Source organism: Citrobacter sp. BIDMC107, from assembly GCF_001037575.1.
GTDB classification, from domain to species: Bacteria; Pseudomonadota; Gammaproteobacteria; order Enterobacterales; family Enterobacteriaceae; genus Citrobacter; species Citrobacter freundii.
In genome coordinates, this window is record NZ_KQ089848.1 from 1,872,336 (window position 1) to 1,892,606 (window position 20,271).

General features: G+C 52.1%; 23 protein-coding genes. 13 read left to right on the plus strand and 10 right to left on the minus strand.

All coding sequences use genetic code 11. The annotated features are described in order from the left end of the window. Nucleotides 1–160: 160 nt before the first annotated feature. Entirely contained in the window at nt 161–664 is a 504-nt protein-coding gene (locus SK39_RS08655) for a GNAT family N-acetyltransferase (RefSeq protein ID WP_003025856.1), read from the plus strand. Nucleotides 665–690: 26 nt separating this feature from the next. Here the strand turns inward: SK39_RS08655 and SK39_RS08660 are convergent, their stop codons facing one another. The 3 genes from SK39_RS08660 to rraB all read right to left on the minus strand — a co-directional run bounded on the left by SK39_RS08660 (nt 691) and on the right by rraB (nt 2,920). Further along, entirely contained in the window at nt 691–1,521 is an 831-nt protein-coding gene (locus SK39_RS08660; protein ID WP_048216911.1) for a hypothetical protein, read from the minus strand. A gap of 163 nt (nt 1,522–1,684) precedes the next feature. Continuing rightward, nucleotides 1,685–2,443: a tRNA isopentenyl-2-thiomethyl-A-37 hydroxylase MiaE gene (gene miaE / locus SK39_RS08665; RefSeq protein WP_048216912.1), complete on the minus strand. Its 759-nt coding sequence runs from the start codon at nt 2,441–2,443 to the stop codon at nt 1,685–1,687. 51 nt (nt 2,444–2,494) lie between these two features. After that, nucleotides 2,495–2,920, minus strand: coding sequence for a ribonuclease E inhibitor RraB (gene rraB / locus SK39_RS08670; RefSeq protein WP_003025845.1), 426 nt, complete (start codon nt 2,918–2,920; stop codon nt 2,495–2,497). A gap of 98 nt (nt 2,921–3,018) precedes the next feature. Between rraB and argL the strand changes: the two genes are divergently transcribed. Both argL and argF (SK39_RS08675) read left to right on the plus strand, forming a co-directional pair. Continuing rightward, entirely contained in the window at nt 3,019–3,114 is a 96-nt protein-coding gene (argL, locus tag SK39_RS27815) for a putative translational regulatory protein ArgL (RefSeq protein WP_371303384.1), read from the plus strand. Beyond that, a complete protein-coding gene (argF, locus tag SK39_RS08675) occupies nt 3,084–4,088 on the plus strand; it encodes an ornithine carbamoyltransferase (protein ID WP_003839620.1) in 1,005 nt (334 codons plus the stop codon). Before argL ends, argF (SK39_RS08675) begins: the two co-directional genes overlap by 31 nt. Before the next feature lie 106 nt (nt 4,089–4,194). Here argF (SK39_RS08675) and SK39_RS08680 read toward each other — a convergent pair whose 3' ends face one another. Further along, nucleotides 4,195–4,647, minus strand: coding sequence for a YhcH/YjgK/YiaL family protein (locus SK39_RS08680; protein WP_003839618.1), 453 nt, complete (start codon nt 4,645–4,647; stop codon nt 4,195–4,197). A 672-nt stretch (nt 4,648–5,319) separates the two neighbouring features. Between SK39_RS08680 and arcA the strand changes: the two genes are divergently transcribed. From arcA to SK39_RS08705, 5 genes are all read left to right on the plus strand, one after another. Continuing rightward, entirely contained in the window at nt 5,320–6,540 is a 1,221-nt protein-coding gene (gene arcA / locus SK39_RS08685) for an arginine deiminase (RefSeq protein WP_003025834.1), read from the plus strand. 9 nt (nt 6,541–6,549) lie between these two features. Next, complete coding sequence (arcC, locus tag SK39_RS08690) at nt 6,550–7,482, plus strand: carbamate kinase (RefSeq protein WP_044699137.1); 933 nt, start codon at nt 6,550–6,552, stop codon at nt 7,480–7,482. Between the two features lie 57 nt (nt 7,483–7,539). Further along, nucleotides 7,540–8,544, plus strand: coding sequence for an ornithine carbamoyltransferase (argF, locus tag SK39_RS08695; RefSeq protein WP_003025826.1), 1,005 nt, complete (start codon nt 7,540–7,542; stop codon nt 8,542–8,544). A 55-nt stretch (nt 8,545–8,599) separates the two neighbouring features. After that, complete coding sequence (locus tag SK39_RS08700; protein ID WP_003839611.1) at nt 8,600–10,003, plus strand: YfcC family protein; 1,404 nt, start codon at nt 8,600–8,602, stop codon at nt 10,001–10,003. A 144-nt stretch (nt 10,004–10,147) separates the two neighbouring features. Further along, the gene (locus SK39_RS08705; RefSeq protein ID WP_003839609.1) at nt 10,148–10,627 is read left to right on the plus strand and encodes an arginine repressor; all 480 of its coding nucleotides are present in this window, start codon (nt 10,148–10,150) and stop codon (nt 10,625–10,627) included. On the opposite strand, the gene SK39_RS27090 is transcribed toward SK39_RS08705, so the two are convergent. After that, nucleotides 10,624–10,746 carry a hypothetical protein gene (locus tag SK39_RS27090; RefSeq protein WP_085951582.1) on the minus strand — a complete coding sequence of 41 codons (123 nt, stop codon included), beginning with the start codon at nt 10,744–10,746 and terminating at the stop codon, nt 10,624–10,626. The genes SK39_RS08705 and SK39_RS27090 overlap by 4 nt on opposite strands. Here SK39_RS27090 and pyrL point away from each other — a divergent pair. From pyrL to ridA, 4 genes are all read left to right on the plus strand, one after another. Beyond that, on the plus strand, nt 10,726–10,827 hold the full coding sequence (gene pyrL, locus SK39_RS25630; protein ID WP_003025819.1) for a pyr operon leader peptide: 102 nt from the start codon (nt 10,726–10,728) through the stop codon (nt 10,825–10,827). The genes SK39_RS27090 and pyrL overlap by 21 nt on opposite strands. A 36-nt stretch (nt 10,828–10,863) precedes the next feature. Beyond that, a complete protein-coding gene (gene pyrB, locus SK39_RS08710; RefSeq protein WP_003025818.1) occupies nt 10,864–11,799 on the plus strand; it encodes an aspartate carbamoyltransferase in 936 nt (311 codons plus the stop codon). 13 nt (nt 11,800–11,812) lie between these two features. Next, nucleotides 11,813–12,274 carry an aspartate carbamoyltransferase regulatory subunit gene (pyrI, locus tag SK39_RS08715; protein WP_003025816.1) on the plus strand — a complete coding sequence of 154 codons (462 nt, stop codon included), beginning with the start codon at nt 11,813–11,815 and terminating at the stop codon, nt 12,272–12,274. A gap of 200 nt (nt 12,275–12,474) precedes the next feature. Next, a complete protein-coding gene (ridA, locus tag SK39_RS08720) occupies nt 12,475–12,861 on the plus strand; it encodes a 2-iminobutanoate/2-iminopropanoate deaminase (RefSeq protein ID WP_000047544.1) in 387 nt (128 codons plus the stop codon). 91 nt (nt 12,862–12,952) lie between these two features. Here the strand turns inward: ridA and SK39_RS08725 are convergent, their stop codons facing one another. From SK39_RS08725 to mgtL, 5 genes are all read right to left on the minus strand, one after another. After that, nucleotides 12,953–14,239 carry a TRAP transporter large permease gene (locus SK39_RS08725; protein ID WP_003839607.1) on the minus strand — a complete coding sequence of 429 codons (1,287 nt, stop codon included), beginning with the start codon at nt 14,237–14,239 and terminating at the stop codon, nt 12,953–12,955. A gap of 30 nt (nt 14,240–14,269) precedes the next feature. Beyond that, entirely contained in the window at nt 14,270–14,779 is a 510-nt protein-coding gene (locus SK39_RS08730) for a TRAP transporter small permease (protein WP_048216913.1), read from the minus strand. A 62-nt stretch (nt 14,780–14,841) separates the two neighbouring features. Beyond that, nucleotides 14,842–15,819, minus strand: coding sequence for a TRAP transporter substrate-binding protein (locus SK39_RS08735; RefSeq protein WP_048216914.1), 978 nt, complete (start codon nt 15,817–15,819; stop codon nt 14,842–14,844). A 378-nt stretch (nt 15,820–16,197) separates the two neighbouring features. After that, a complete protein-coding gene (mgtA, locus tag SK39_RS08740) occupies nt 16,198–18,906 on the minus strand; it encodes a magnesium-translocating P-type ATPase (protein ID WP_048216915.1) in 2,709 nt (902 codons plus the stop codon). Between the two features lie 144 nt (nt 18,907–19,050). Beyond that, the gene (mgtL, locus tag SK39_RS27820; RefSeq protein ID WP_099975506.1) at nt 19,051–19,284 is read right to left on the minus strand and encodes a mgtA regulatory leader peptide MgtL; all 234 of its coding nucleotides are present in this window, start codon (nt 19,282–19,284) and stop codon (nt 19,051–19,053) included. A gap of 11 nt (nt 19,285–19,295) precedes the next feature. Here mgtL and treR point away from each other — a divergent pair, with 11 nt between their 5' ends. Beyond that, on the plus strand, nt 19,296–20,243 hold the full coding sequence (gene treR / locus SK39_RS08745) for a trehalose operon repressor TreR (RefSeq protein ID WP_003025788.1): 948 nt from the start codon (nt 19,296–19,298) through the stop codon (nt 20,241–20,243). The last annotated feature ends 28 nt before the right edge of the window (nt 20,244–20,271 follow it).

Sequence of the window (20,271 nt, forward strand, 5' to 3'; positions counted from 1 at the left end):
CAACGTAGGTCGGATAAGCGTAGCGCATCCGACGCCGCAGACAATAAAAGCCTCTGACGCATATGCTCAGAGGCTTTTTATTGAATTATCCTCGCTTGCGCTTCCCCTCACCGCAGTGGTATTAACTGCATATGTCTCACTTTTATGTCATGAGTTCGCTATGAGTGCCATTACCTCCGTCGCGGCAACGCTGCGCCGAATTTCTGCCGATGATAACGCCGCAATTGCCCGCGTTATCCGCAAAGTTTCCGCTGAATACGGCCTTACCGCCGATAAAGGCTACACCGTTGCCGACCCTAATCTGGACGAATTGTTCCAGGTTTACAGCCAGCCGGGCGCGGCCTACTGGGTGGTTGAGCAAAACGGTGAAGTCGTGGGCGGCGGTGGTGTTGCACCGTTAGGATGTAGTGAACCAGACATTTGCGAGCTGCAAAAGATGTACTTCCTGTCGAGCGCGCGCGGTCAGGGGCTGGCGAAAAAACTGGCGCTGATGGCGCTTGAACATGCCCGTGAGCAAGGTTTCAAGCAGTGCTATCTTGAGACCACGGCGTTTCTGACTGAGGCAATCCGCCTGTATGAGCATTTAGGCTTTGAGCATATCAGCGAAGCGCTGGGCTGTACCGGGCACGTAGATTGTGAAGTGCGAATGTTAAAGCCCCTCTGACCTTACGCCGAGAGGCTTTAACCGCGTTACTGCATCTCGGCTGAGAGCATCAGTCGAATAACGCCAGCCGCGCGAGCGGTTGGCAGCTTCAGCACCTGTGACCATAAATCTTGCACCATTTCACAGGCGACTTTCTCTTTGCCCACGCCTTTACTCGGATCGGCCATGATTTGGATATCCGGTCCAAAGCGTTGTACCAGCCCCGGACTGATGGATTGCAGATCCTGAAGCGCCAACTGTTTTTCTTCCGCCGTAACCGTATGTTTGTTCGGGCCATAGGCCGCGTGCATCATACTCATGTCGCTGGCCATACGACGGTTCATGAGCTCGCGCGGAATAATACGCACCGGGTTAATCCCGCCTTTCACAGCAGGGAACAAAAAGCGAAAACATTCGTCATTGCCCACTTTTGCCACCGCGGCAATCTGCTCGAGATTAATCTTCATATACTCGATCACGTTGGCATCAGGCGCTTGCTGCAAACGCGCCATCTGTACCTGTAGGATCTGCGGCTGAATAGCGTCGATAATCTGTTGCTCGCTTTTCCCCGCCTCTTTCAGCTGCGTTGCCTGGGTGAGGATGTTCTGCCACAGCGCTGGCTCCTGCTCCTTAAGCACCTGATAAACGGGCATGGACAGCATCGCGTTTTCAAATTTCTGCGCATCCGTCAGACCATAATCCGGGCTTTCGCGTGGGATCAGGTAGTGCACATCAAACAGATTCCACGCGATAATCGCCACCACAAAGACCACCGCGCCGGAGACCTTGCCCAGCCAGCCTTTTTTGCGAAACATGCCGACGACGATAGCAATCACCGCCCCGATATAACCTGCCAACAAAACGTGTACCCAGTTCATTAACCATCCTTATGCCAAATCGTCTCTGTTACAGGGATATATTTCCCCTTCGATGTTTTGATTATTACGGCAGCAGCGAGCTATTTCCAGCCACCAGATTTTGCTAACAGAAACAGGAAGGATTAAACCGCGCGGCGATGGGCACGCGCGTCAAAGAAAGGAACTAAGCTGGCACACCGCTGTGAAAGCGGAATTCATCGTCAGGAGAGGTGATCAACGCGGCTTCTACTTCGCCAAAAAACTGCACCCGGCTACTGATATCATCGGTTGAAACCTGCTGCGCCAGCGCCAGGTAATCCTGATAGTGCCGCGCCTCGGATCGCAGCAGCGACAGATAAAACGCCTGCAAATCGTCATCCAGATACGGTGCGAGCGCGGCGAACCGTTCACAGGAACGCGCCTCAATGTAAGCCCCGCAAATCAGTTTATCGATTAACGTCAGCGGCTCGTGGGTGCGCACCTCTTTGAGCATGCCTTTGGCGTAACGGCTGGCGGTAATCTTAATATAGGGAATGTTGCGTCTCATCATCGCCTCACGCACCTGCCAGAAATGATGCAGTTCTTCTTTGATCAGCAAAACCATGCTGTCGATAAGCTTGCGTCCCCACGGATCGTCGGTTTGCGGCATCACGCTTTTGCTTATCTGTTTATTCAGCGCGATAAAATCCGGCTCATCCCCTTCTCTGAAAGCAAACGCTTCATAGGGTTTCAGCCAGTCCAGCAGCGCCTGAGATCCCTGTTTATCTGCGACATACTTACGCACCAGCAGCATCGCCGTTTGCGCCGCTTTCAGCTCACAGACGAGGTGGTCGGTCAATAACAGAGGCAGATTAGCCGGGTCTCGCGCTTTATCAAGCCAGGCCTGGGGCGTTTTACAGTGCAGGAAATTGTGGATCGGGGAGAGTATTTGCAGATAATCCATACATTGTCCTTGGCCTGCGGCAGCCTGGGCTACCGCAGGTCAGTAGATGACTTAGTGACGCACGCCGTCATCATCTTCGTCGACGAGATCTTCATCGTCGCCGTCTTCACCTTCTTCGCCGTTCGGGTCTTCAAAATAGGTGCCCCAACCGTCGTATTCCACATCATATTTTTCAGCCAGGTTCATCAGTTGCTCAACCTGAGCATCGATCAACTCCGCATTCAGTGCACATTCACTCAAAATGTCACAGCAAATAACCGTGTCGCCTTCTTCCACTTCCAGCTCTTCCGGCTCGGTCACTTCATAACCCAGCTTGAAGGCTTCTACTGCCGCTTTTTCCAGGGTTTCGAAGTCATCCGCGGAAAGGTGATGCTCAATGGTGTACAGCGCGTCTGGATCGCTGCCATCTTCGAGTAACTCTTCAATAATCAAGCGCGTTTCTTCACGCTGTTCTTCCAGTAGTTCCGGGTTTGCCATGGCTCGTTCCTCATAATGTCCTGCCGATACTCTTATTGTCACATACCGCTGTCATTGCCTCCACCTTTCCTGGAAAGATTTGTTAAACAAGGTTGCAAATGAATAAACATCCATATAAATTGAATTTTAATTCAATAAATGGCCTAAGCCATGTGAGGGAACCATGTCTGCGTTTTATCATAAACATTTTTTGAAACTGCTTGATTTCACCTCTGCTGAACTCACGTCACTGCTCCTGCTCGCCGCGCAGCTAAAGGCAGATAAGAAAAACGGCACTGAAGTCGCAAAGCTCACCGGTAAAAACATCGCGCTCATCTTCGAAAAAGACTCAACCCGCACCCGTTGCTCTTTCGAAGTTGCCGCATACGACCAGGGCGCTCGCGTGACGTATCTCGGGCCAAGCGGCAGCCAGATTGGCCATAAAGAGTCGATCAAAGACACCGCCCGCGTGCTCGGCCGCATGTACGACGGTATTCAGTATCGGGGACACGGCCAGGAGATTGTCGAGACGCTGGCGGAATATGCCGGAGTTCCGGTGTGGAACGGATTAACCAACGAGTTTCATCCCACCCAGCTGCTGGCGGATCTGTTAACTATGCAGGAACACCTGCCGGGTAAAGCGTTTAATGAGATGACGCTGGTCTACACCGGTGATGCCCGCAACAATATGGGCAATTCCATGCTGGAAGCCGCTGCGTTAACCGGGCTGGATCTGCGCCTGGTCGCACCGCAGGCCTGCTGGCCAGAGGAAAGTCTGGTTGCAGAGTGCAAAGCGCTGGCGCAGAAAAACGGCGGCAATATTACGCTGACCGAAGATGTCGCCGCGGGCGTGAAAGGTGCGGACTTTATCTATACCGACGTCTGGGTATCAATGGGCGAAGCAAAAGAGAAGTGGGCCGAACGTATTGCGCTGCTGCGTAAGTACCAGGTTAATAGCACGATGATGGCGTTGACCGGCAATCCACAGGTGAAATTCCTGCACTGCCTGCCCGCGTTTCATGACGATCAAACCACGCTTGGCAAACAAATGGCACAGGAATATGGTCTGCACGGCGGTATGGAAGTGACCGATGAGGTCTTTGAATCACCCGCCAGCATCGTATTTGATCAGGCGGAAAACCGGATGCACACCATCAAAGCGGTGATGGTGGCGACGCTGGCGAAGTGAGGGCATGGATGAAAAGAATGCCGGATGGCGATGCTAAGCATCTTATCCGGCCTACAACCGCGCTCTCGTAGGCCGGGCAAGGCGAAGCCGCCCCCGGCAAATACGCTTATGCCACTTGCATTTTCACTACGGCTTTGCGTACCAGCGCTGGAGCACCGACCGCGCACAGCGGTTTATGCACTTCACCCGGATAGAACACCACGAAGTCACCTTCGTTCAGCACCACCGTTTTCTCCTGTACCCCTTCCGGCAGGAAGGCGATGTCTTTATCCGCCAGCCAGTCAGTTTCCGGCGCGCCCGCAGGCTGCGTGCTGAAGGTCATTCCTTCCTGGCCTTTGAGCAGGATCTGAATATCCAGATAGCGGGCGTGATACTCGGCGCGGCGCTGTGCAAACGGCTCCGTCATATCTTCGGCAATCAGATAAAACAGACGATCGCCGTCGATGTCATGCTTACCTTTTTCCGTCGCATCCGTCACATGCGCTTTAATGTGTTCAATTGCCTGACGCAGCTCTTCCGGCAGCCAGGCATCCAGGTTGTGAATATTGCCAACAATCATCTCAAACCCCTTAATTAAAACATCGTTTCATTTTAGTTGTTATACGAAAAAACGGCCTGCCATACTACTGCTATTTGCCGATATTTTGCGTCAACGCATGTTTATCGCTGATGGTGTTAAATAATTGCTAACTCTCAGCAACAGGTTATGCATAAACTTTGCATAACTTTCGGCTACCCTTTTTCAATCTGATCAGTAATATACTGTTATTAAAAGTTTTATTAGAAAAACCAGCTATAGATCACAGTTCACCTCTCCTTCGCTATCCTCCTTCATCGTCATATTTATTTTGAAATAAACTTTACCGCGCAAATAATAAAATCATATATTCGCATAATAATTCACCACGCAGAAAAAAGCACAAATAAATCAATGCATTAATTATATTGCAGCACACTAAAAGTGTACATAAAATTAACACCGATAAATAACAAGACATATTCCCGCGTAGTAATTCAATTATTCATATTTTTATTTTATTAATTCTCCGAGCCATATCATAAATTAAACATCAAAAGTCAAATGTCGACATGACTGTGAAATAAATCACGTTTCCTCATCAAATAAGATCTAAATATAGATTCCGAAATCAGCTGAAAAGTCATGGCTGCAATAAATATTATTTGCAGGCACATCCTCTTTATTTTTTAAAATAGTATTAAAGGAATAATGATGGAAAAGCATTATGTCGGGTCTGAAATCGGTCAATTACGTAGCGTAATGCTACATCGCCCTAATCTCAGCTTAAAAAGGCTGACGCCATCAAATTGCCAGGAACTGCTTTTTGATGATGTTCTTTCGGTAGAACGTGCAGGAGAAGAGCATGACATTTTCGCCAACACGTTACGTCAGCAAGGGATTGAGGTTCTGTTACTCACTGATTTATTGACACAAACCTTAGATGTCCAAGATGCCAAAGACTGGTTGCTGGAGACACAAATCTCTGATTATCGCCTTGGCCCCGCTTTCGCCACGGATATTCGCGCCTGGCTTGCAGATATGCAGCACCGGGAACTGGCCCGGCATTTAAGCGGTGGGCTAACCTATGGAGAAATTCCTGCCTCAATCAAAAATATGGTGGTCGATACTCACGATATTAATGACTTTATTATGAAGCCATTACCAAACCACTTATTTACCCGCGACACCTCATGCTGGATATATAACGGTGTGTCAATTAACCCAATGGCAAAAACCGCGCGGCAAAGAGAAACCAATAACCTGCGGGCGATCTACCGTTGGCACCCTCAATTTGCTGATGGTGAATTTATTAAATATTTCGGCGATGAAAATATTAATTACGACCACGCCACATTAGAAGGTGGAGATGTGCTGGTCATTGGTCGCGGCGCGGTACTCATCGGTATGTCGGAACGCACCACGCCGCAGGGCATTGAATTCCTTGCCCAGTCGCTGTTTAAGCATCGCCAGGCTGAACGCGTCATCGCGGTTGAACTGCCGAAACATCGCTCCTGTATGCACCTCGATACCGTCATGACCCACATTGATATCGATACCTTCTCCGTCTACCCGGAAGTGGTACGCCCGGATGTCCAGTGCTGGACCCTGACGCCAGACGGGCGCGGCGGCTTGAAACGCACCCAGGAAAGTACTCTGGTACATGCCCTCGAAAAAGCGCTGGGCCTCGACCAAATCACGCTGATAACCACCGGGGGCGACGCCTTCGAAGCTGAACGCGAACAGTGGAATGACGCCAACAACGTCCTGACGCTACGCCCCGGTGTGGTCGTGGGCTATGAGCGCAACATCTGGACCAACGAGAAATACGACAAAGCGGGCATCACCGTTTTACCCATTCCTGGCGACGAACTTGGACGTGGACGCGGCGGCGCACGCTGCATGAGCTGCCCACTGGAACGCGACGGTATTTAAGGAAAAGTCATGGAAAACAAACCTACTCTGGTTGTGGCGTTGGGCGGCAATGCGCTGCTCAAACGCGGCGAGCCGCTGGAAGCTGACATCCAGCGCAAGAACATTGAGCTGGCGGCAAAGACTATCGCTCAGCTCACACAGCAATGGCGCGTGATTCTGGTGCACGGCAATGGCCCACAGGTTGGACTTTTGGCGTTACAGAACAGCGCTTATGACCGCGTCACCCCTTATCCGCTCGACATTCTCGGTGCGGAAAGTCAGGGAATGATTGGCTATATGCTGCAACAAGCTCTGAAAAACCAGCTGCCGCAACGTGAAATCAGCGTCCTGCTGACTCAGGTTGAAGTCGATGCCCACGATCCAGCCTTCAGTAATCCGACCAAATATATCGGACCGATTTACGACGACGCTCAGGCTAAAACGCTACACGCGGAAAAAGGCTGGATTTTCAAAGCCGATGGTAAAGCGTTCCGTCGCGTTGTGCCCTCTCCACAACCCAAACGTATCGTTGAAAGTGATGCTATTCGCACATTGATCGCCCGCGATCATCTGGTGATTTGCAACGGCGGTGGCGGCGTACCGGTGGTGGAAAAAGCCGATGGCTTCCACGGCATTGAAGCAGTGATCGACAAGGATCTCTCCGCCGCCCTGCTCGCCCGCCAACTCCATGCCGATGCGTTGTTGATCCTCACCGATGCTGATGCCGTGTACCTCGACTGGGGCAAACCTACCCAGCGCCCACTGTCCCAGGTCACCCCGGAACTGCTCGGTGAAATGCAATTCGACGCCGGTTCAATGGGCCCCAAAGTCACCGCCTGCGCGGAATTCGTCTCTCACTGTCGTGGGATTGCTGGCATCGGTTCACTGGCCGACGGCTCGGCCATTCTCGCCGGCGACAAAGGCACGCTAATTCGTCTCGAAACCACCGACGCTAACGCGTAGGACTTTTTTTTGCCGGATGACGGCTTCGCCTTATCCGGCCTACATAAGGACATTTTCATGACTGTTAACCTGAAAAATCGCAATTTTCTCAAACTGCTGGACTACACCCCGACGGAAATCCAGTACCTGATCGATCTGGCTATCGAGTTAAAAACGGCAAAAAAGGCCGGGCGCGAAAGACAGACGCTGGTCGGTAAAAATATCGCGCTGATCTTCGAAAAAACCTCAACCCGTACCCGCTGTGCCTTTGAAGTCGGCGCTTTCGATCAAGGCGCACAGGTGACCTATCTCGGCCCAAGTGGATCGCAGATCGGCCATAAAGAATCAATGAAAGATACTGCCCGCGTGCTAGGCCGCATGTACGACGGCATTGAATATCGCGGATACGGCCAGGACATTGTGGAGGAACTGGGGCAATTTGCCGGTGTTCCTGTTTGGAATGGACTGACAAATGAATTTCACCCCACCCAAATCCTCGCGGATCTGATGACCATGCTGGAACACGCCCCGGGTAAAACCTTGCCGGAACTGAGTTTCGCTTATCTCGGTGACGCCCGCAATAACATGGGTAATTCGCTGATGGTTGGCGCAGCGAAAATGGGGATGGATATCCGTCTGGTCGCACCTAAATCCTTCTGGCCTGACGAGGCGCTGGTTGCCGAATGCCGTGAAATTGCCAGCGTGACTGGCGCACGCATTACGCTCACAGAGGATGTTGAGGAAGGCGTATACGACGTCGATTTCCTCTACACCGATGTCTGGGTCTCTATGGGCGAACCCAAAGAAGCCTGGGCAGAACGCGTTAGCCTGATGACGCCCTATCAAATTAACCAGCGGGTCATCAACGCAACCGGTAACCCCAATGTGAAATTTATGCACTGTCTGCCCGCCTTCCATAACGAGCACACAAAGGTTGGACGTGAAATCGAAATGGCCTACGGCCTGAAAGGGCTTGAAGTCACGGAAGAGGTTTTTGAGTCAGCTCATTCCATCGTCTTCGACGAAGCAGAGAACCGGATGCATACCATTAAAGCGGTAATGGTAGCGACCCTCGGCGACTAACCCCAGCGGGCGTATGTCGCCTGACGGCATATGCCCAAGCTATCCGGAGAACATCATGGGCAAATTCAAATTTCCCAGCGCATATACCATCCTGTTTATTCTCATTGCACTCGTCGCGGTTATGACCTGGATAGTCCCGGCAGGGAAATACCAGATGGCGATGAATGCTACTCTGGGCAAAGAAGTGCCAGTTGCCGGTACTTATGCCCCCACAGAGGCGCACCCGCAAGGTTTTACCGCTGTACTGCTGGCCCCGATTGACGGTCTTTACAACCACGAAACCTATACCGCAGGCGCAATTGATGTGGCGTTGTTTGTCCTGATTATTGGTGGGTTTCTCGGCGTAGTAAACAAAACAGGCGCCATCGACGCAGGTATCGAGCGCGTGACGGTCAGGTTGAACGGTAAAGAGGAGTGGATGATCCCCATTCTGATGGGACTTTTCGCCGCCGGAGGTACGATTTACGGGATGGCGGAGGAATCACTCCCTTTTTACACATTGCTGGTTCCGGTCATGATGGCCGCACGCTTTGATCCGTTGGTTGCCGCCGCCACCGTTCTGCTCGGCGCGGGCATTGGCACACTCGGCTCGACAATCAACCCTTTCGCAACGGTTATCGCGGCTAACGCCGCCGGGATCCCCTTCACCCAGGGAATGCTGATGCGCATTCTGCTGCTGGTCGTCGGCTATGTTATCTGTGTGGTGTGGGTCATGCGTTATGCGCGCAAAGTCCGCAATCACCCGGAGTTGTCGATTGTGGCGGATAAAATGGAGGAAAACCGTGCGCATTTTCTCGGCAATCGCGGCAATACCAATCTTGAATTCACAGCCACGCGTAAGTGGATCCTGCTGATATTCGCCGCCGCCTTTGCGGTAATGATTTATGGCGTCGCGGTACTCGGATGGTGGATGGCAGAAATATCCGCAGTCTTTCTGGGTTCTGCCATTATCGTCGGCGTGATTGCCCGCATGAGTGAAGAAGCCTTCACCAGTACCTTCATTGACGGTGCGCGGGATCTGCTTGGCGTGGCGCTGATTATCGGCATTGCACGCGGTATCGTCGTGGTGATGGACAACGGCATGATCACCCACACTATTTTGCACAGCGCCGAAAATTTAGTCTCCGGTCTGTCCACCACCATTTTCATCAATGTAACCTACTGGCTGGAAGTATTGCTCTCCTTCCTGGTCCCTTCCTCGTCTGGCCTGGCGGTGCTCACGATGCCCATTATGGCCCCGCTGGCCGACTTCGCGCATGTACAGAGGGATCTGGTCGTCACCGCGTATCAATCCGCTTCCGGCATTGTGAATCTGATTACCCCCACCTCAGCCGTCGTGATGGGTGGGTTAGCCATCGCCCGTGTTCCTTACGTGCGCTACCTGAAATGGGTCGCCCCGCTCCTGCTCATTTTGACGTTACTGAACATGGCCGTCCTGAGTATCGGCGCGATGTTGTAGCCCTTTTAGCCGTCGGATCCCGACGGCTTTTTTGAGCGCATTCTCGTTTTTCTGCGCAACCGCCCGTTTGAGCCGTTATTGATACTGCAAATGTGGTGAATTTCGCCATCACATTGATACAAATGATAAGCTTAGGGTGTATTTATGAAGGAATTCGATGATTACTCGACCAAAGAGCAGAAACAATTGGCGATTTGTCAGCGCCTGATTAGCGAAAAAAGCTACCTTTCTCAGGAAGCGCTTCGCCGCGATCTCCAACACCATGGTTTTACCGGAATTAGCCAGTCAACGGTATCCCGTCTGCTGAAACTGCTCGGGGCTATAAAAATAAGAAATACAAAAGGGCAAAAAATTTATTCTGTAAATCCGCAGTCGCGCCCCGCTCCTGATGCTGCCCGATCGATTGCTGAAATGGTGGTCAGCGTTGAGCACAATAGCGAATTTATCCTCATCCACACGGCGGCAGGTTATGGCCGTGCCGTTGCCAGAATCCTCGATTACCACGCGTTACCAGAGATTCTGGGTGTCATCGCTGGCAGCAGTATTGTCTGGGTTGCGCCGCGAGTTGTGCAGCGAACGGGGCTGGTGCACAAGCAGATTAACTATCTATTTAAAATGAATTAAAATTCATAAGAACCGTTTGCGGTGAATAAATTGTGCATTTTCCGCTTGATCCCATAACGGAGCTGAGTATAATCGCGGACAATTTGCCGGGAGGATGTATGGTTCAGTGTGTACGACATTTTGTCTTACCGCGTCTGAAAAAGGACGCTGGCCTGCCGTTTTTCTTTCCGTTGATCACCCATTCAGAGCCCCTCAATTGAGGGGCTTTTTTTTTGCCCAGGCGTCAGGAGATAAACATGGCTAACCCGCTCTATCAAAAACACATCATTTCCATAAACGACCTCAGCCGCGATGACCTCAATCTGGTCCTCGCGACGGCGGCGAAATTAAAAGCTAACCCACAGCCGGAGCTGTTAAAGCATAAGGTTATCGCCAGTTGCTTCTTTGAAGCGTCAACCCGCACCCGTTTATCCTTTGAAACCTCCATGCACCGCCTGGGCGCCAGCGTGGTGGGTTTTTCTGACAGCAGCAACACGTCGCTGGGCAAAAAAGGCGAAACCCTGGCCGATACCATTTCCGTCATCAGCACCTATGTCGACGCCATCGTCATGCGTCATCCGCAGGAAGGCGCCGCGCGTCTGGCTACGGAGTTCTCCGGTAACGTTCCGGTACTGAACGCAGGCGACGGCTCCAACCAACATCCCACCCAAACGCTGCTGGACCTGTTTACCATTCAGGAAACTCAGGGTCGCCTGGACAATCTCCACATCGCCATGGTGGGTGACCTGAAATATGGCCGTACCGTCCACTCCCTGACCCAGGCGCTGGCGAAGTTCGAAGGTAACCGTTTCTACTTCATCGCCCCGGACGCACTGGCCATGCCGCAATACATTCTGGATATGTTGAACGAAAAAGGTATCGCCTGGAGCCTGCACGGCACCATCGAAGAAGTGATGGCGGAGGTCGATATCCTCTACATGACCCGCGTACAAAAAGAGCGTCTGGACCCGTCCGAATACGCCAACGTGAAAGCACAGTTTGTCCTGCGCGCCAGCGATTTGAACGGTGCCAGAGCGAACATGAAGGTGCTGCATCCGCTGCCGCGCATCGATGAAATCACCACCGACGTCGATAAGACGCCGCACGCCTGGTATTTCCAGCAGGCTGGCAACGGCATCTTCGCCCGCCAGGCGTTACTGGCATTGGTACTGAATAGCGAACTGGCACTGTAAGGGAGAAAAAGAGATGACACACGATAACAAACTGCAGGTTGAAGCCATCAAACGTGGCACCGTGATTGACCACATTCCCGCACAGGTTGGTTTTAAGCTGCTGACGCTGTTCAAACTGACGGAAACTGACCAACGTATCACCATCGGTCTGAACCTGCCGTCTGGCGAGATGGGCCGTAAGGATCTGATTAAAATCGAAAATACGTTCCTGACCGACGAGCAGGTTAACCAGCTCTCCCTGTACGCCCCGCAGGCAACGGTAAACCGCATTGACGATTACGACGTGGTGGGTAAATCACGTCCGAGCCTGCCTGAGCGTATCGATAACGTGCTGGTTTGCCCGAACAGCAACTGCATCAGTCATGCTGAGCCGGTTTCTTCCAGTTTTGCAGTGAAAAAACGTGCCGATGACATCGCACTCAAATGCAAATACTGTGAAAAAGAGTTTTCGCATTATGTGGTGCTGGCCAATTAATTGGGGTTGGTTATGAGATCCCGGCTCCCGTTACACATAAGCATTCGCAATGCATCGAGGCGGCAAGTCCGATTATCACTGGGAGCATAGTAAACTATGTGACCAGGGTAAGAGGACGTAGCCAACGAAGAGGCAGTGTGAAGGATGACGTGTATAATGGGCGGGAACATTCTACTACCGCTGTAAATTCAGGAGAAATCATGAGCAAGACTATCGCGACGGAAAATGCACCAGCAGCAATCGGCCCATACGTTCAGGGCGTTGACCTGGGTAGCATGGTAATCACTTCCGGTCAGATCCCGGTCGATCCGAAAACCGGTGCCGTAGCGGAAGACGTATCCGCTCAGGCACGTCAGTCGCTGGAAAACGTAAAAGCTATCGTTGAAGCAGCAGGCCTGAAAGTGGGCGACATCGTAAAAACGACCGTTTTCGTTAAAGACCTGAACGATTTCGCCACCGTAAACGCGACCTACGAAGCATTCTTCACCGAGCACAACGCGACCTTCCCGGCGCGTTCTTGCGTAGAAGTTGCCCGTCTGCCGAAAGACGTGAAAATCGAGATTGAAGCGATCGCCGTTCGTCGCTAAGTCTCCTTGTGCCGGATGGCGGCTTCGCCTTATCCGGCCTACGCAAGCGTAGTTTGTAGGCCCGGTAAGCGTGAGCGCCACCGGGCATTTATCACATCACGCCAAACAATTTCGGCAGGAACAGTGAAATCGCCGGAATGTATGTCACGAGCATCAGCACCAGAAATAGCACGAGGTAGAACGGCAGCATCGCCTTTACCACCTGCTCTATTTTCTGCTTACTCACCGCACTGGCCACAAACAGCACCGACCCTACCGGTGGCGTAATAAGGCCGATCCCTAAGTTCACCAGCATGATCATGCCAAAATGGACCGGATCAATGCCGAGCGCGTTGGTCACTGGCAGCAGAACCGGCGTCAAAATCAGGATCAGCGGCGCCATATCCATCAGCGTACCGATCAGCAGCAGCATGATGTTAATGCACATCAGAATGACGTATTTGTTGTCCGAGATGCTGGTGAAGGCTTCAGTGATACGCATCGGCAACTGCATATAGGTCATAACGGCGCCGAACGCAGCGGCAAAGCCTATCAGGATCATGACGATCGTGACCGTTTTCACCGTGCGGAACATCAGCTTTGGCAGCTCAGACCATTTATAGTCACGATAGATAAACATGGTGACAAAGAAGGCCCAAAGGCAGGCAATCGCCGCAGATTCCGTCGCGGTAAAGATACCTGACAGGATGCCGCCCATGATGATCACAACCGTCATCAGGCCCCACAGCGTATCGACGAAAATCTTCAGCGCCTGGCGAAACGGTACGCGTTCCCCTTTTGGATAACCGCGCTTGTGCGCAAAAGCCACGCACATTACCATCAGACTGAAACTTAACAGCAGGCCCGGCAGGATCCCGGCGATGAACAGTGCGGCAATCGACACCGTTCCGCCTGTAGCCAGCGAGTAAATAACCGAGTTATGGCTGGGCGGCGTAAGAATCGCCTGCACCGAACCACTGGCCGTTACCGCCGCGGCAAAGTCGCGCGGATAACCTTTTTTATCCATTTCCGGGATCATTACCGAACCAATGGATGCGGTATCCGCTACAGACGATCCAGAAATAGCGCCAAAAAAGGTTGATGCCACAATGTTTACCAGCGACAGTCCGCCGCGAATAAAGCCAACAAAAATATAGGCAAAGTTCACCAGTCGCCGCGCAATTCCCCCTTCGGCCATAATAGCCCCGGCCAGAATAAAGAACGGGATCGCCAGCAGGGAGAACTTATTCACCCCGCTGGTCAGTTGGATCATCACCGCTTCCAGCGGAATATCAATGTACCAGGCGCCAATGATGGCGCTAATGCCAACCGCATACGCTACCGGTACCCCAATTGCCAGCATAATGCCGAGCGTAAAGACGAGAATAAATGCATCCATCTGCTTTCCTTTCTGAAATGGGGGCGGTAACTAGCTGGTCGATCCCAGCATGACAACGGGACGTTGGTACTGCGGACCACGGAAAATCTTTTCTGCGATAAACAGCAGCGTTATGGCAGAGCCAATCGGCAATGGAAGGTAGTTTTGCCCGGCACTTAAAAGTGGGAATTCGGCCACGGGCTGTTCCCACAGCTCAAGACAGAGATTGGTTCCGTACCAGAGGATAAAAAGGCTTATCGCCACTAACATAACGTCAGCGATTACAGAGCAATAACGGCGGGAAGCATCACCCAGACGGTCAATCACCATACTTACCGCGATATGCGAGCCTGCACGATAGCTCACCGCCGCGCCAATAAAGGTGAATGTCACCATACACAGAATAGCGACGGGTTCAGGCCATGACAGGGCGTTATTCAGAACATAACGCGCGAATATACCAATGGGGATAATGGCGACCATGACTAATAATGCGATACCGGCAATCCACATTGACACCCGATAAAGAAAATCCATTACCGATGAATAGCATTCACCCATAATCATCACCTCGAATTAATCAAAAGATTCAGGCGGAGGGTTGATATCCTCCACCTGATGAATTACTTCACATCCTGAATTCGTTTGATCAAATCCTGGTGGTCTTTACCATAATTATCCCGCACTGACTGCGTGGCTTTATAGAAATAGTCCGTATCAATATCGTGGAACTGAACGCCGTTGGCTTTCATGGTCTCCAGCGATTTTGCATTATAATCCTGCCAAAGTTTTCGTTGCTCTACCTGTGCTTCTTTGGCGAGTTTAATAATGAGGTCCTGGTCTTCTTTTTTCAACTTATCCCATTTGGCTTTCGAGAACAGAAAAAGCTCAGGAATAATAAAGTGTTTGCTCCAGGTATAGTTTTTCACGACCGGCAAATAGTTATGCGCAACAAACGTTGGCGGGTTATTTTCCGTGCCATCAATAACACCGGTCTGCATACCGCTAAATACTTCACTGACGCCCATGACAACAGAATTAGCGCCCATCGCCTTCAGGGTATCCAGCGCTATCGGACTCCCTTGAACACGGATTTTCATACCGTGTAAATCTTCCGGTTTCACCACCGGATTTTTGGTGATCAGGTTGCGCGTTCCGGCATCCATCCAGCCGAGGAACACCAGCCGCGATTTGGTGTTGGCCGTCAGGCGGTCGCCAATCTCCTGACCAATCATGCCGTCGAGAACCTTATGCAGATGGTCTTCATCACGGAAAATATATGGCAGTGTAAACACGTTAATTTCAGGGAGAATAGCGGCGACTGGTGTCATTGAGACACGAATAATATCGATAGCGCCTAATTGTGCCTGCTCAATCATCTGTTTTTCGTCGCCTAACACGCCACCGGGAAAGGTTTTAATCTCCAGACGACCTTCGGTGGCGGCGCTAAGTTTTTCCCCCATATGTTTCACGGCAACAACGTTCGGGTAATCAGCCGGATGCACATCTGCGGCGCGAAAGGTTTGTGCCAGCGTTGCATGACTCGCCAGTAATACAGACGCGCCAATACACAGACTTAACAGGTTTTTTGTCAGTTTCATTTGTCCTTCTCCAGAAGTTCATAATATCCATTAACAGGAATAGCTTGCAGAGCAAATGACTGCCGGAATTAAAAACGGGCAGCGAGAAACTTTCTTAACGACGTTACCTGCGCAGACTAACTGGTGTAACAATTTATTTCGATGACTACGTTCACAAAAAATAGCAGATGCTTAAAATTTTTAGCACACTGTTTCATTTTTGCAATACAGATCGTTTTATTGATAAAAAAACAACGCAAGGAAGGCGATTTGATACTAACAACCCGCGTTAGCATTTCAATAAAAATAAAACACCAATATTTCGGGAGAATATCTTTCGAATGAAAAAGAGAAATGCAGGATGGTATTAACACCATCCTGCAGAAGAGAAGTTGAGGATTACTGCCAGCCGTAGCGGCGGCTATAAAAACCTTTCACAAGCTGGGTTAATGTCATGTAACCCGCCAGAATCGCAATCAGCCACGGGAAGTAGCTCAGCGGCAGCGCCTGCAATTGCAGATAGCTGGCCAGCGGCGAGAACGGTAATGCAATGCCCACCACCATTACCACCAGCGTCATCAGCATCAGCGGCCATGCGGCGCGGCTTTGGATGAACGGCACGCGACGGGTACGGATCATATGCACAATCAGCGTTTGCGACAGCAGGCCCACCACGAACCAGCCAGACTGGAACAATGTCTGATGTTCAGGCGTATTGGCATGGAAGACGAACCACATCAGGCAGAAAGTCAGAATGTCAAAGATAGAGCTGATCGGTCCAAAGAAGATCATAAAGCGGCCCAACTCGGCGGGATTCCAGCGCTGCGGCTTTTTGATCTGCTCTTCATCAACGTTATCAAACGGAATCGCCACCTGGGATACATCGTACAGCAGGTTCTGAATCAGTAAGTGCAACGGCAACATCGGCAGGAACGGTAAGAAGGCGCTCGCCACCAGCACGCTAAACACATTACCGAAGTTAGAACTGGCCGTCATTTTGATGTACTTCAGCATGTTAGAAAAAGTACGGCGTCCTTCGATTACCCCTTCTTCCAGCACCATCAGGCTCTTTTCCAGCAGGATGATATCAGCCGCTTCACGTGCAATATCAACCGCGCCGTCAACGGAGATACCAATGTCCGCCGCGCGCAGCGCCGGAGCGTCGTTAATGCCATCCCCCATAAAGCCGACCACATGACCTTCGCGCTTGAGCAGTGTGACAATACGCTCCTTGTGCATTGGCGTCAGGCGAGCAAACAGCGTGGTGCGCTGGGCAAGCGTTGCCAGCTCGTCGTCACTTAACCCCTCTATGCTACTACCGATAACCACATCGCCCGCATCCAGCCCCACTTCATGGCACACTTTTGCCGCCACCAGCTCGCTATCGCCCGTCAGAATTTTCACCGTAATACCGCTGGCTTTCAGCGCTTTAAGCGCCGGTGCGGTGGTCTCTTTCGGCGGATCGAGGAACGCGATATAGCCTTCGAGGATCAGATCGGATTCATCAATACGCTGGTAATCACCTTCACGCGCTGGCAGGTATTTCGTCGCCACCGCCACCACGCGCAGCCCCTGACGGTTCAGCGTGTCCGTGACGCGTTTCACCCGACGCAGCATGTTGTCATCTAACGGAACAATCTCACCATTGTGGCGCACCTGGGTACACACGCTGAGGATCTCCTGTAGTGCCCCTTTACAGACCAACTGGTGCACATCGGTTTCTTCTGCCACCACCACCGACATGCGGCGACGTTCGAAATCAAACGGGATCTCATCGATTTTTTGCCAGCGGGTAGAGAGCCGACGGGCGGATTCTTCGTCCACGCCTTCCAGCACTGCCGTATCCAGCAGATTCTTCAGCCCGGTCTGGTAGTGGCTGTTCAGCCACGCAGAATGCAGGACGTGTTCGCTGGGCTTTCCAGATATATCAGTATGATTCTCCAGCACTATTTTATCTTGTGTCAGAGTGCCGGTTTTATCGGTGCACAGAATATCCATCGCGCCAAAGTTCTGGATAGCGTCGAGGTGTTTAACGATAACCTTTTGTTTTGACAGCTTCACCGCCCCACGCGCCAGCGTCGAGGTGACGATCATCGGCAGCATTTCTGGAGTCAGCCCCACCGCCACAGACAGCGCAAACAGCGCCGCTTCCCACCAGTCACCTTTGGTATAACCGTTGATGATCAGCACAATCGGCGCCATCACCAGCATAAAGCGGATCAGCAGCATGCTGACGCGGCTGATCCCTTTCTGGAAGGCATTCTGCTCGCTTTCCTGCTCGCTGACGCGGCCCGCCAGTTGCCCGAACCAGGTATTGGCCCCAGTCGCAATCACGATGGCCTGCGCCGTGCCACTCACCACATTGGTGCCCATAAAGCACAGGGTATCGCATTCCAGCGGGTTGCTTTGCTGCGGGTCGCGGCTGGTTGCAACTTTCTCTACCGGCAGCGATTCACCGGTCAGCGAAGCCTGAGCCACAAACAGGTCACGAGCCTGTACCACGCGCAGATCGGCCGGGATCATATCCCCTGCCGCCAGTTTGATAATATCGCCAGGAACCAACTGATCGATCGGCAGTTCAACCCAACCGTTCTCCCCTTTCTCGTTGATAACGCGCAGCACCGTGGCGGTGTTGCTGACCATCGCTTTCAACGCATCCGCCGCTTTGGTGGAACGTGCCTCCTGCACAAAATTCAGCAGCGTCGAGATGGCGACCATCAGCGCGATGACGCCGGCAGCGAACAGATCCTCAGTGGCATAGGAAATCGCACCAAGGATGGTCAGCAGAATATTAAACGGGTTGCGGTAGCAGACCCACAGATGCACCCACCAGGGCGACGGCTTCTGCGCCGGCAACTGGTTTTCGCCATGGATTTCGCGAGCGTTCTCGACTTCTGCGGCGTTCAACCCTTCTGGGTGCGCGCCGAACGTTTTCCACAGCGCTGCTTCGTCCATCAGCGCCATTTTCAGGCAATGTTCGCTCAGCGAGGGTGGGATCGGTGTGCTGGCAACGGTCTGCGCATTGGGTAGCGGATCGCGATGCACCAGACGATGCGGTAGATGGCGGTTTAGCCGGGCAAATAGCTGGCGAGTAATATTTTTGAACATAGGCAGTCCCCCTGCGCCAGTCTTAACAGGCGCAGTAAATCCTTCAGGCGTGGCAAAGCCTTGCCTGATGGCAATCTCAAAATCGTAACAGGGACGTCAGAACGTCACTGTCTTACGCATCCGGTAAGACAGTGAAAGACAGGCTTACCGGAAAGGGTTGTTTCTCCGTCTCGGGAGAGGGGTGGGATCGGGATCCATATAGCCTCCGGTAAGTGAAAGATTTGCGCTGCGGATTATACGCAGAAAACCATAAGGTTTGTGGCAATTATGGCGGTATGATACAGCACGGAAACTAAACCAAATGTATACCAGACTTTGCCCATTGCACTGCGCTTGAGTAAAGTTATTCTCTATTTGGCATAACTTCACACGCAACATGGGAAAACAGGATGCAAAATCGGCTGACCATTAAAGACATCGCCCGCTTAAGCGGTGTGGGAAAATCAACCGTTTCCCGTGTGCTCAACAATGAAAGCGGCGTGAGTGAACGCACCCGCGAGCGCGTTGAAGCGGTGATGAATCAGCACGGTTTTTCCCCTTCTCGCTCCGCACGCGCCATGCGTGGGCAAAGCGACAAGGTAGTGGCGATTATCGTCACGCGTCTGGACTCACTTTCGGAAAATCTCGCCGTGCAGACTATGCTGCCCGCCTTTTATGAGCAGGGTTACGACCCGATCATGATGGAAAGCCAGTTCTCTCCTGAGCTGGTTGAAGAACATCTCGGCATGCTCCGACGCCGCAACATTGACGGCGTGGTGCTGTTTGGTTTTACCGGCATTACTGAATCCATGCTCACCACCTGGCAGGATTCGCTGGTGCTGCTGGCACGCGATGCCAAAGGCTTTGCCTCGGTCTGCTATGACGATGAGGGTGCCATTCGCACCCTGATGCAGCGTTTATATGAACGCGAGCATCGCCATATTAGCTTTCTTGGCGTTCCTCATAGCGACGTGACCACCGGTAAGCGCCGCCATGAAGCTTATCTGGCATTCTGTAAGAAACACAAACTGCATCCGGTTGCCGCGCTGCCGGGTCTGGCCATGAAGCAGGGCTATGAGCAGGCCGCCAGTGTCATCACCCCGGAAACCACCGCACTAGTCTGCGCGACGGACACCCTCGCCCTTGGGGTCAGCAAATACCTGCAGGAGCAGCGAATTGAGAACCTGCAGTTGGCGAGCGTGGGCAGCACGCCGCTGATGAAATTCCTCCATCCGGAAATTATCACCGTCGACCCAGGATACGCCGAAGCCGGGCGACAAGCGGCCTCGCAGCTGATCGAGCAGATCAACGGCCGCAGTGAACCACGACAAATCGTTATTCCTTCCACCCTCTCCTGACCGCTTTCTGAGCGTTAATTTGTGATCT

Excerpts from the sequence above, each read along its gene's own strand:
- pyrL (WP_003025819.1), top strand. The coding sequence starts at position 10,726 with ATGGTTCAGTGTGTACGACATTTTGTCTTACCGCGTCTGAAAAAGGAC.
- SK39_RS08705 (WP_003839609.1), top strand. The coding sequence starts at position 10,148 with ATGAAGGAATTCGATGATTACTCGACCAAAGAGCAGAAACAATTGGCG.
- SK39_RS27090 (WP_085951582.1), bottom strand. The coding sequence starts at position 10,746 with ATGTCGTACACACTGAACCATACATCCTCCCGGCAAATTGTCCGCGAT.
- pyrB (WP_003025818.1), top strand. The coding sequence starts at position 10,864 with ATGGCTAACCCGCTCTATCAAAAACACATCATTTCCATAAACGACCTC.
- SK39_RS08725 (WP_003839607.1), bottom strand. The coding sequence starts at position 14,239 with ATGGATGCATTTATTCTCGTCTTTACGCTCGGCATTATGCTGGCAATT.
- mgtA (WP_048216915.1), bottom strand. The coding sequence starts at position 18,906 with ATGTTCAAAAATATTACTCGCCAGCTATTTGCCCGGCTAAACCGCCAT.
- SK39_RS08735 (WP_048216914.1), bottom strand. The coding sequence starts at position 15,819 with ATGAAACTGACAAAAAACCTGTTAAGTCTGTGTATTGGCGCGTCTGTA.
- SK39_RS08655 (WP_003025856.1), top strand. The coding sequence starts at position 161 with ATGAGTGCCATTACCTCCGTCGCGGCAACGCTGCGCCGAATTTCTGCC.
- SK39_RS08660 (WP_048216911.1), bottom strand. The coding sequence starts at position 1,521 with ATGAACTGGGTACACGTTTTGTTGGCAGGTTATATCGGGGCGGTGATT.
- argF (WP_003025826.1), top strand. The coding sequence starts at position 7,540 with ATGACTGTTAACCTGAAAAATCGCAATTTTCTCAAACTGCTGGACTAC.
- mgtL (WP_099975506.1), bottom strand. The coding sequence starts at position 19,284 with ATGTTGCGTGTGAAGTTATGCCAAATAGAGAATAACTTTACTCAAGCG.
- argF (WP_003839620.1), top strand. The coding sequence starts at position 3,084 with ATGTCTGCGTTTTATCATAAACATTTTTTGAAACTGCTTGATTTCACC.
- SK39_RS08680 (WP_003839618.1), bottom strand. The coding sequence starts at position 4,647 with ATGATTGTTGGCAATATTCACAACCTGGATGCCTGGCTGCCGGAAGAG.
- miaE (WP_048216912.1), bottom strand. The coding sequence starts at position 2,443 with ATGGATTATCTGCAAATACTCTCCCCGATCCACAATTTCCTGCACTGT.
- ridA (WP_000047544.1), top strand. The coding sequence starts at position 12,475 with ATGAGCAAGACTATCGCGACGGAAAATGCACCAGCAGCAATCGGCCCA.
- pyrI (WP_003025816.1), top strand. The coding sequence starts at position 11,813 with ATGACACACGATAACAAACTGCAGGTTGAAGCCATCAAACGTGGCACC.
- SK39_RS08730 (WP_048216913.1), bottom strand. The coding sequence starts at position 14,779 with ATGGGTGAATGCTATTCATCGGTAATGGATTTTCTTTATCGGGTGTCA.
- rraB (WP_003025845.1), bottom strand. The coding sequence starts at position 2,920 with ATGGCAAACCCGGAACTACTGGAAGAACAGCGTGAAGAAACGCGCTTG.
- arcC (WP_044699137.1), top strand. The coding sequence starts at position 6,550 with ATGGAAAACAAACCTACTCTGGTTGTGGCGTTGGGCGGCAATGCGCTG.
- argL (WP_371303384.1), top strand. The coding sequence starts at position 3,019 with ATGAATAAACATCCATATAAATTGAATTTTAATTCAATAAATGGCCTA.
- treR (WP_003025788.1), top strand. The coding sequence starts at position 19,296 with ATGCAAAATCGGCTGACCATTAAAGACATCGCCCGCTTAAGCGGTGTG.
- SK39_RS08700 (WP_003839611.1), top strand. The coding sequence starts at position 8,600 with ATGGGCAAATTCAAATTTCCCAGCGCATATACCATCCTGTTTATTCTC.
- arcA (WP_003025834.1), top strand. The coding sequence starts at position 5,320 with ATGGAAAAGCATTATGTCGGGTCTGAAATCGGTCAATTACGTAGCGTA.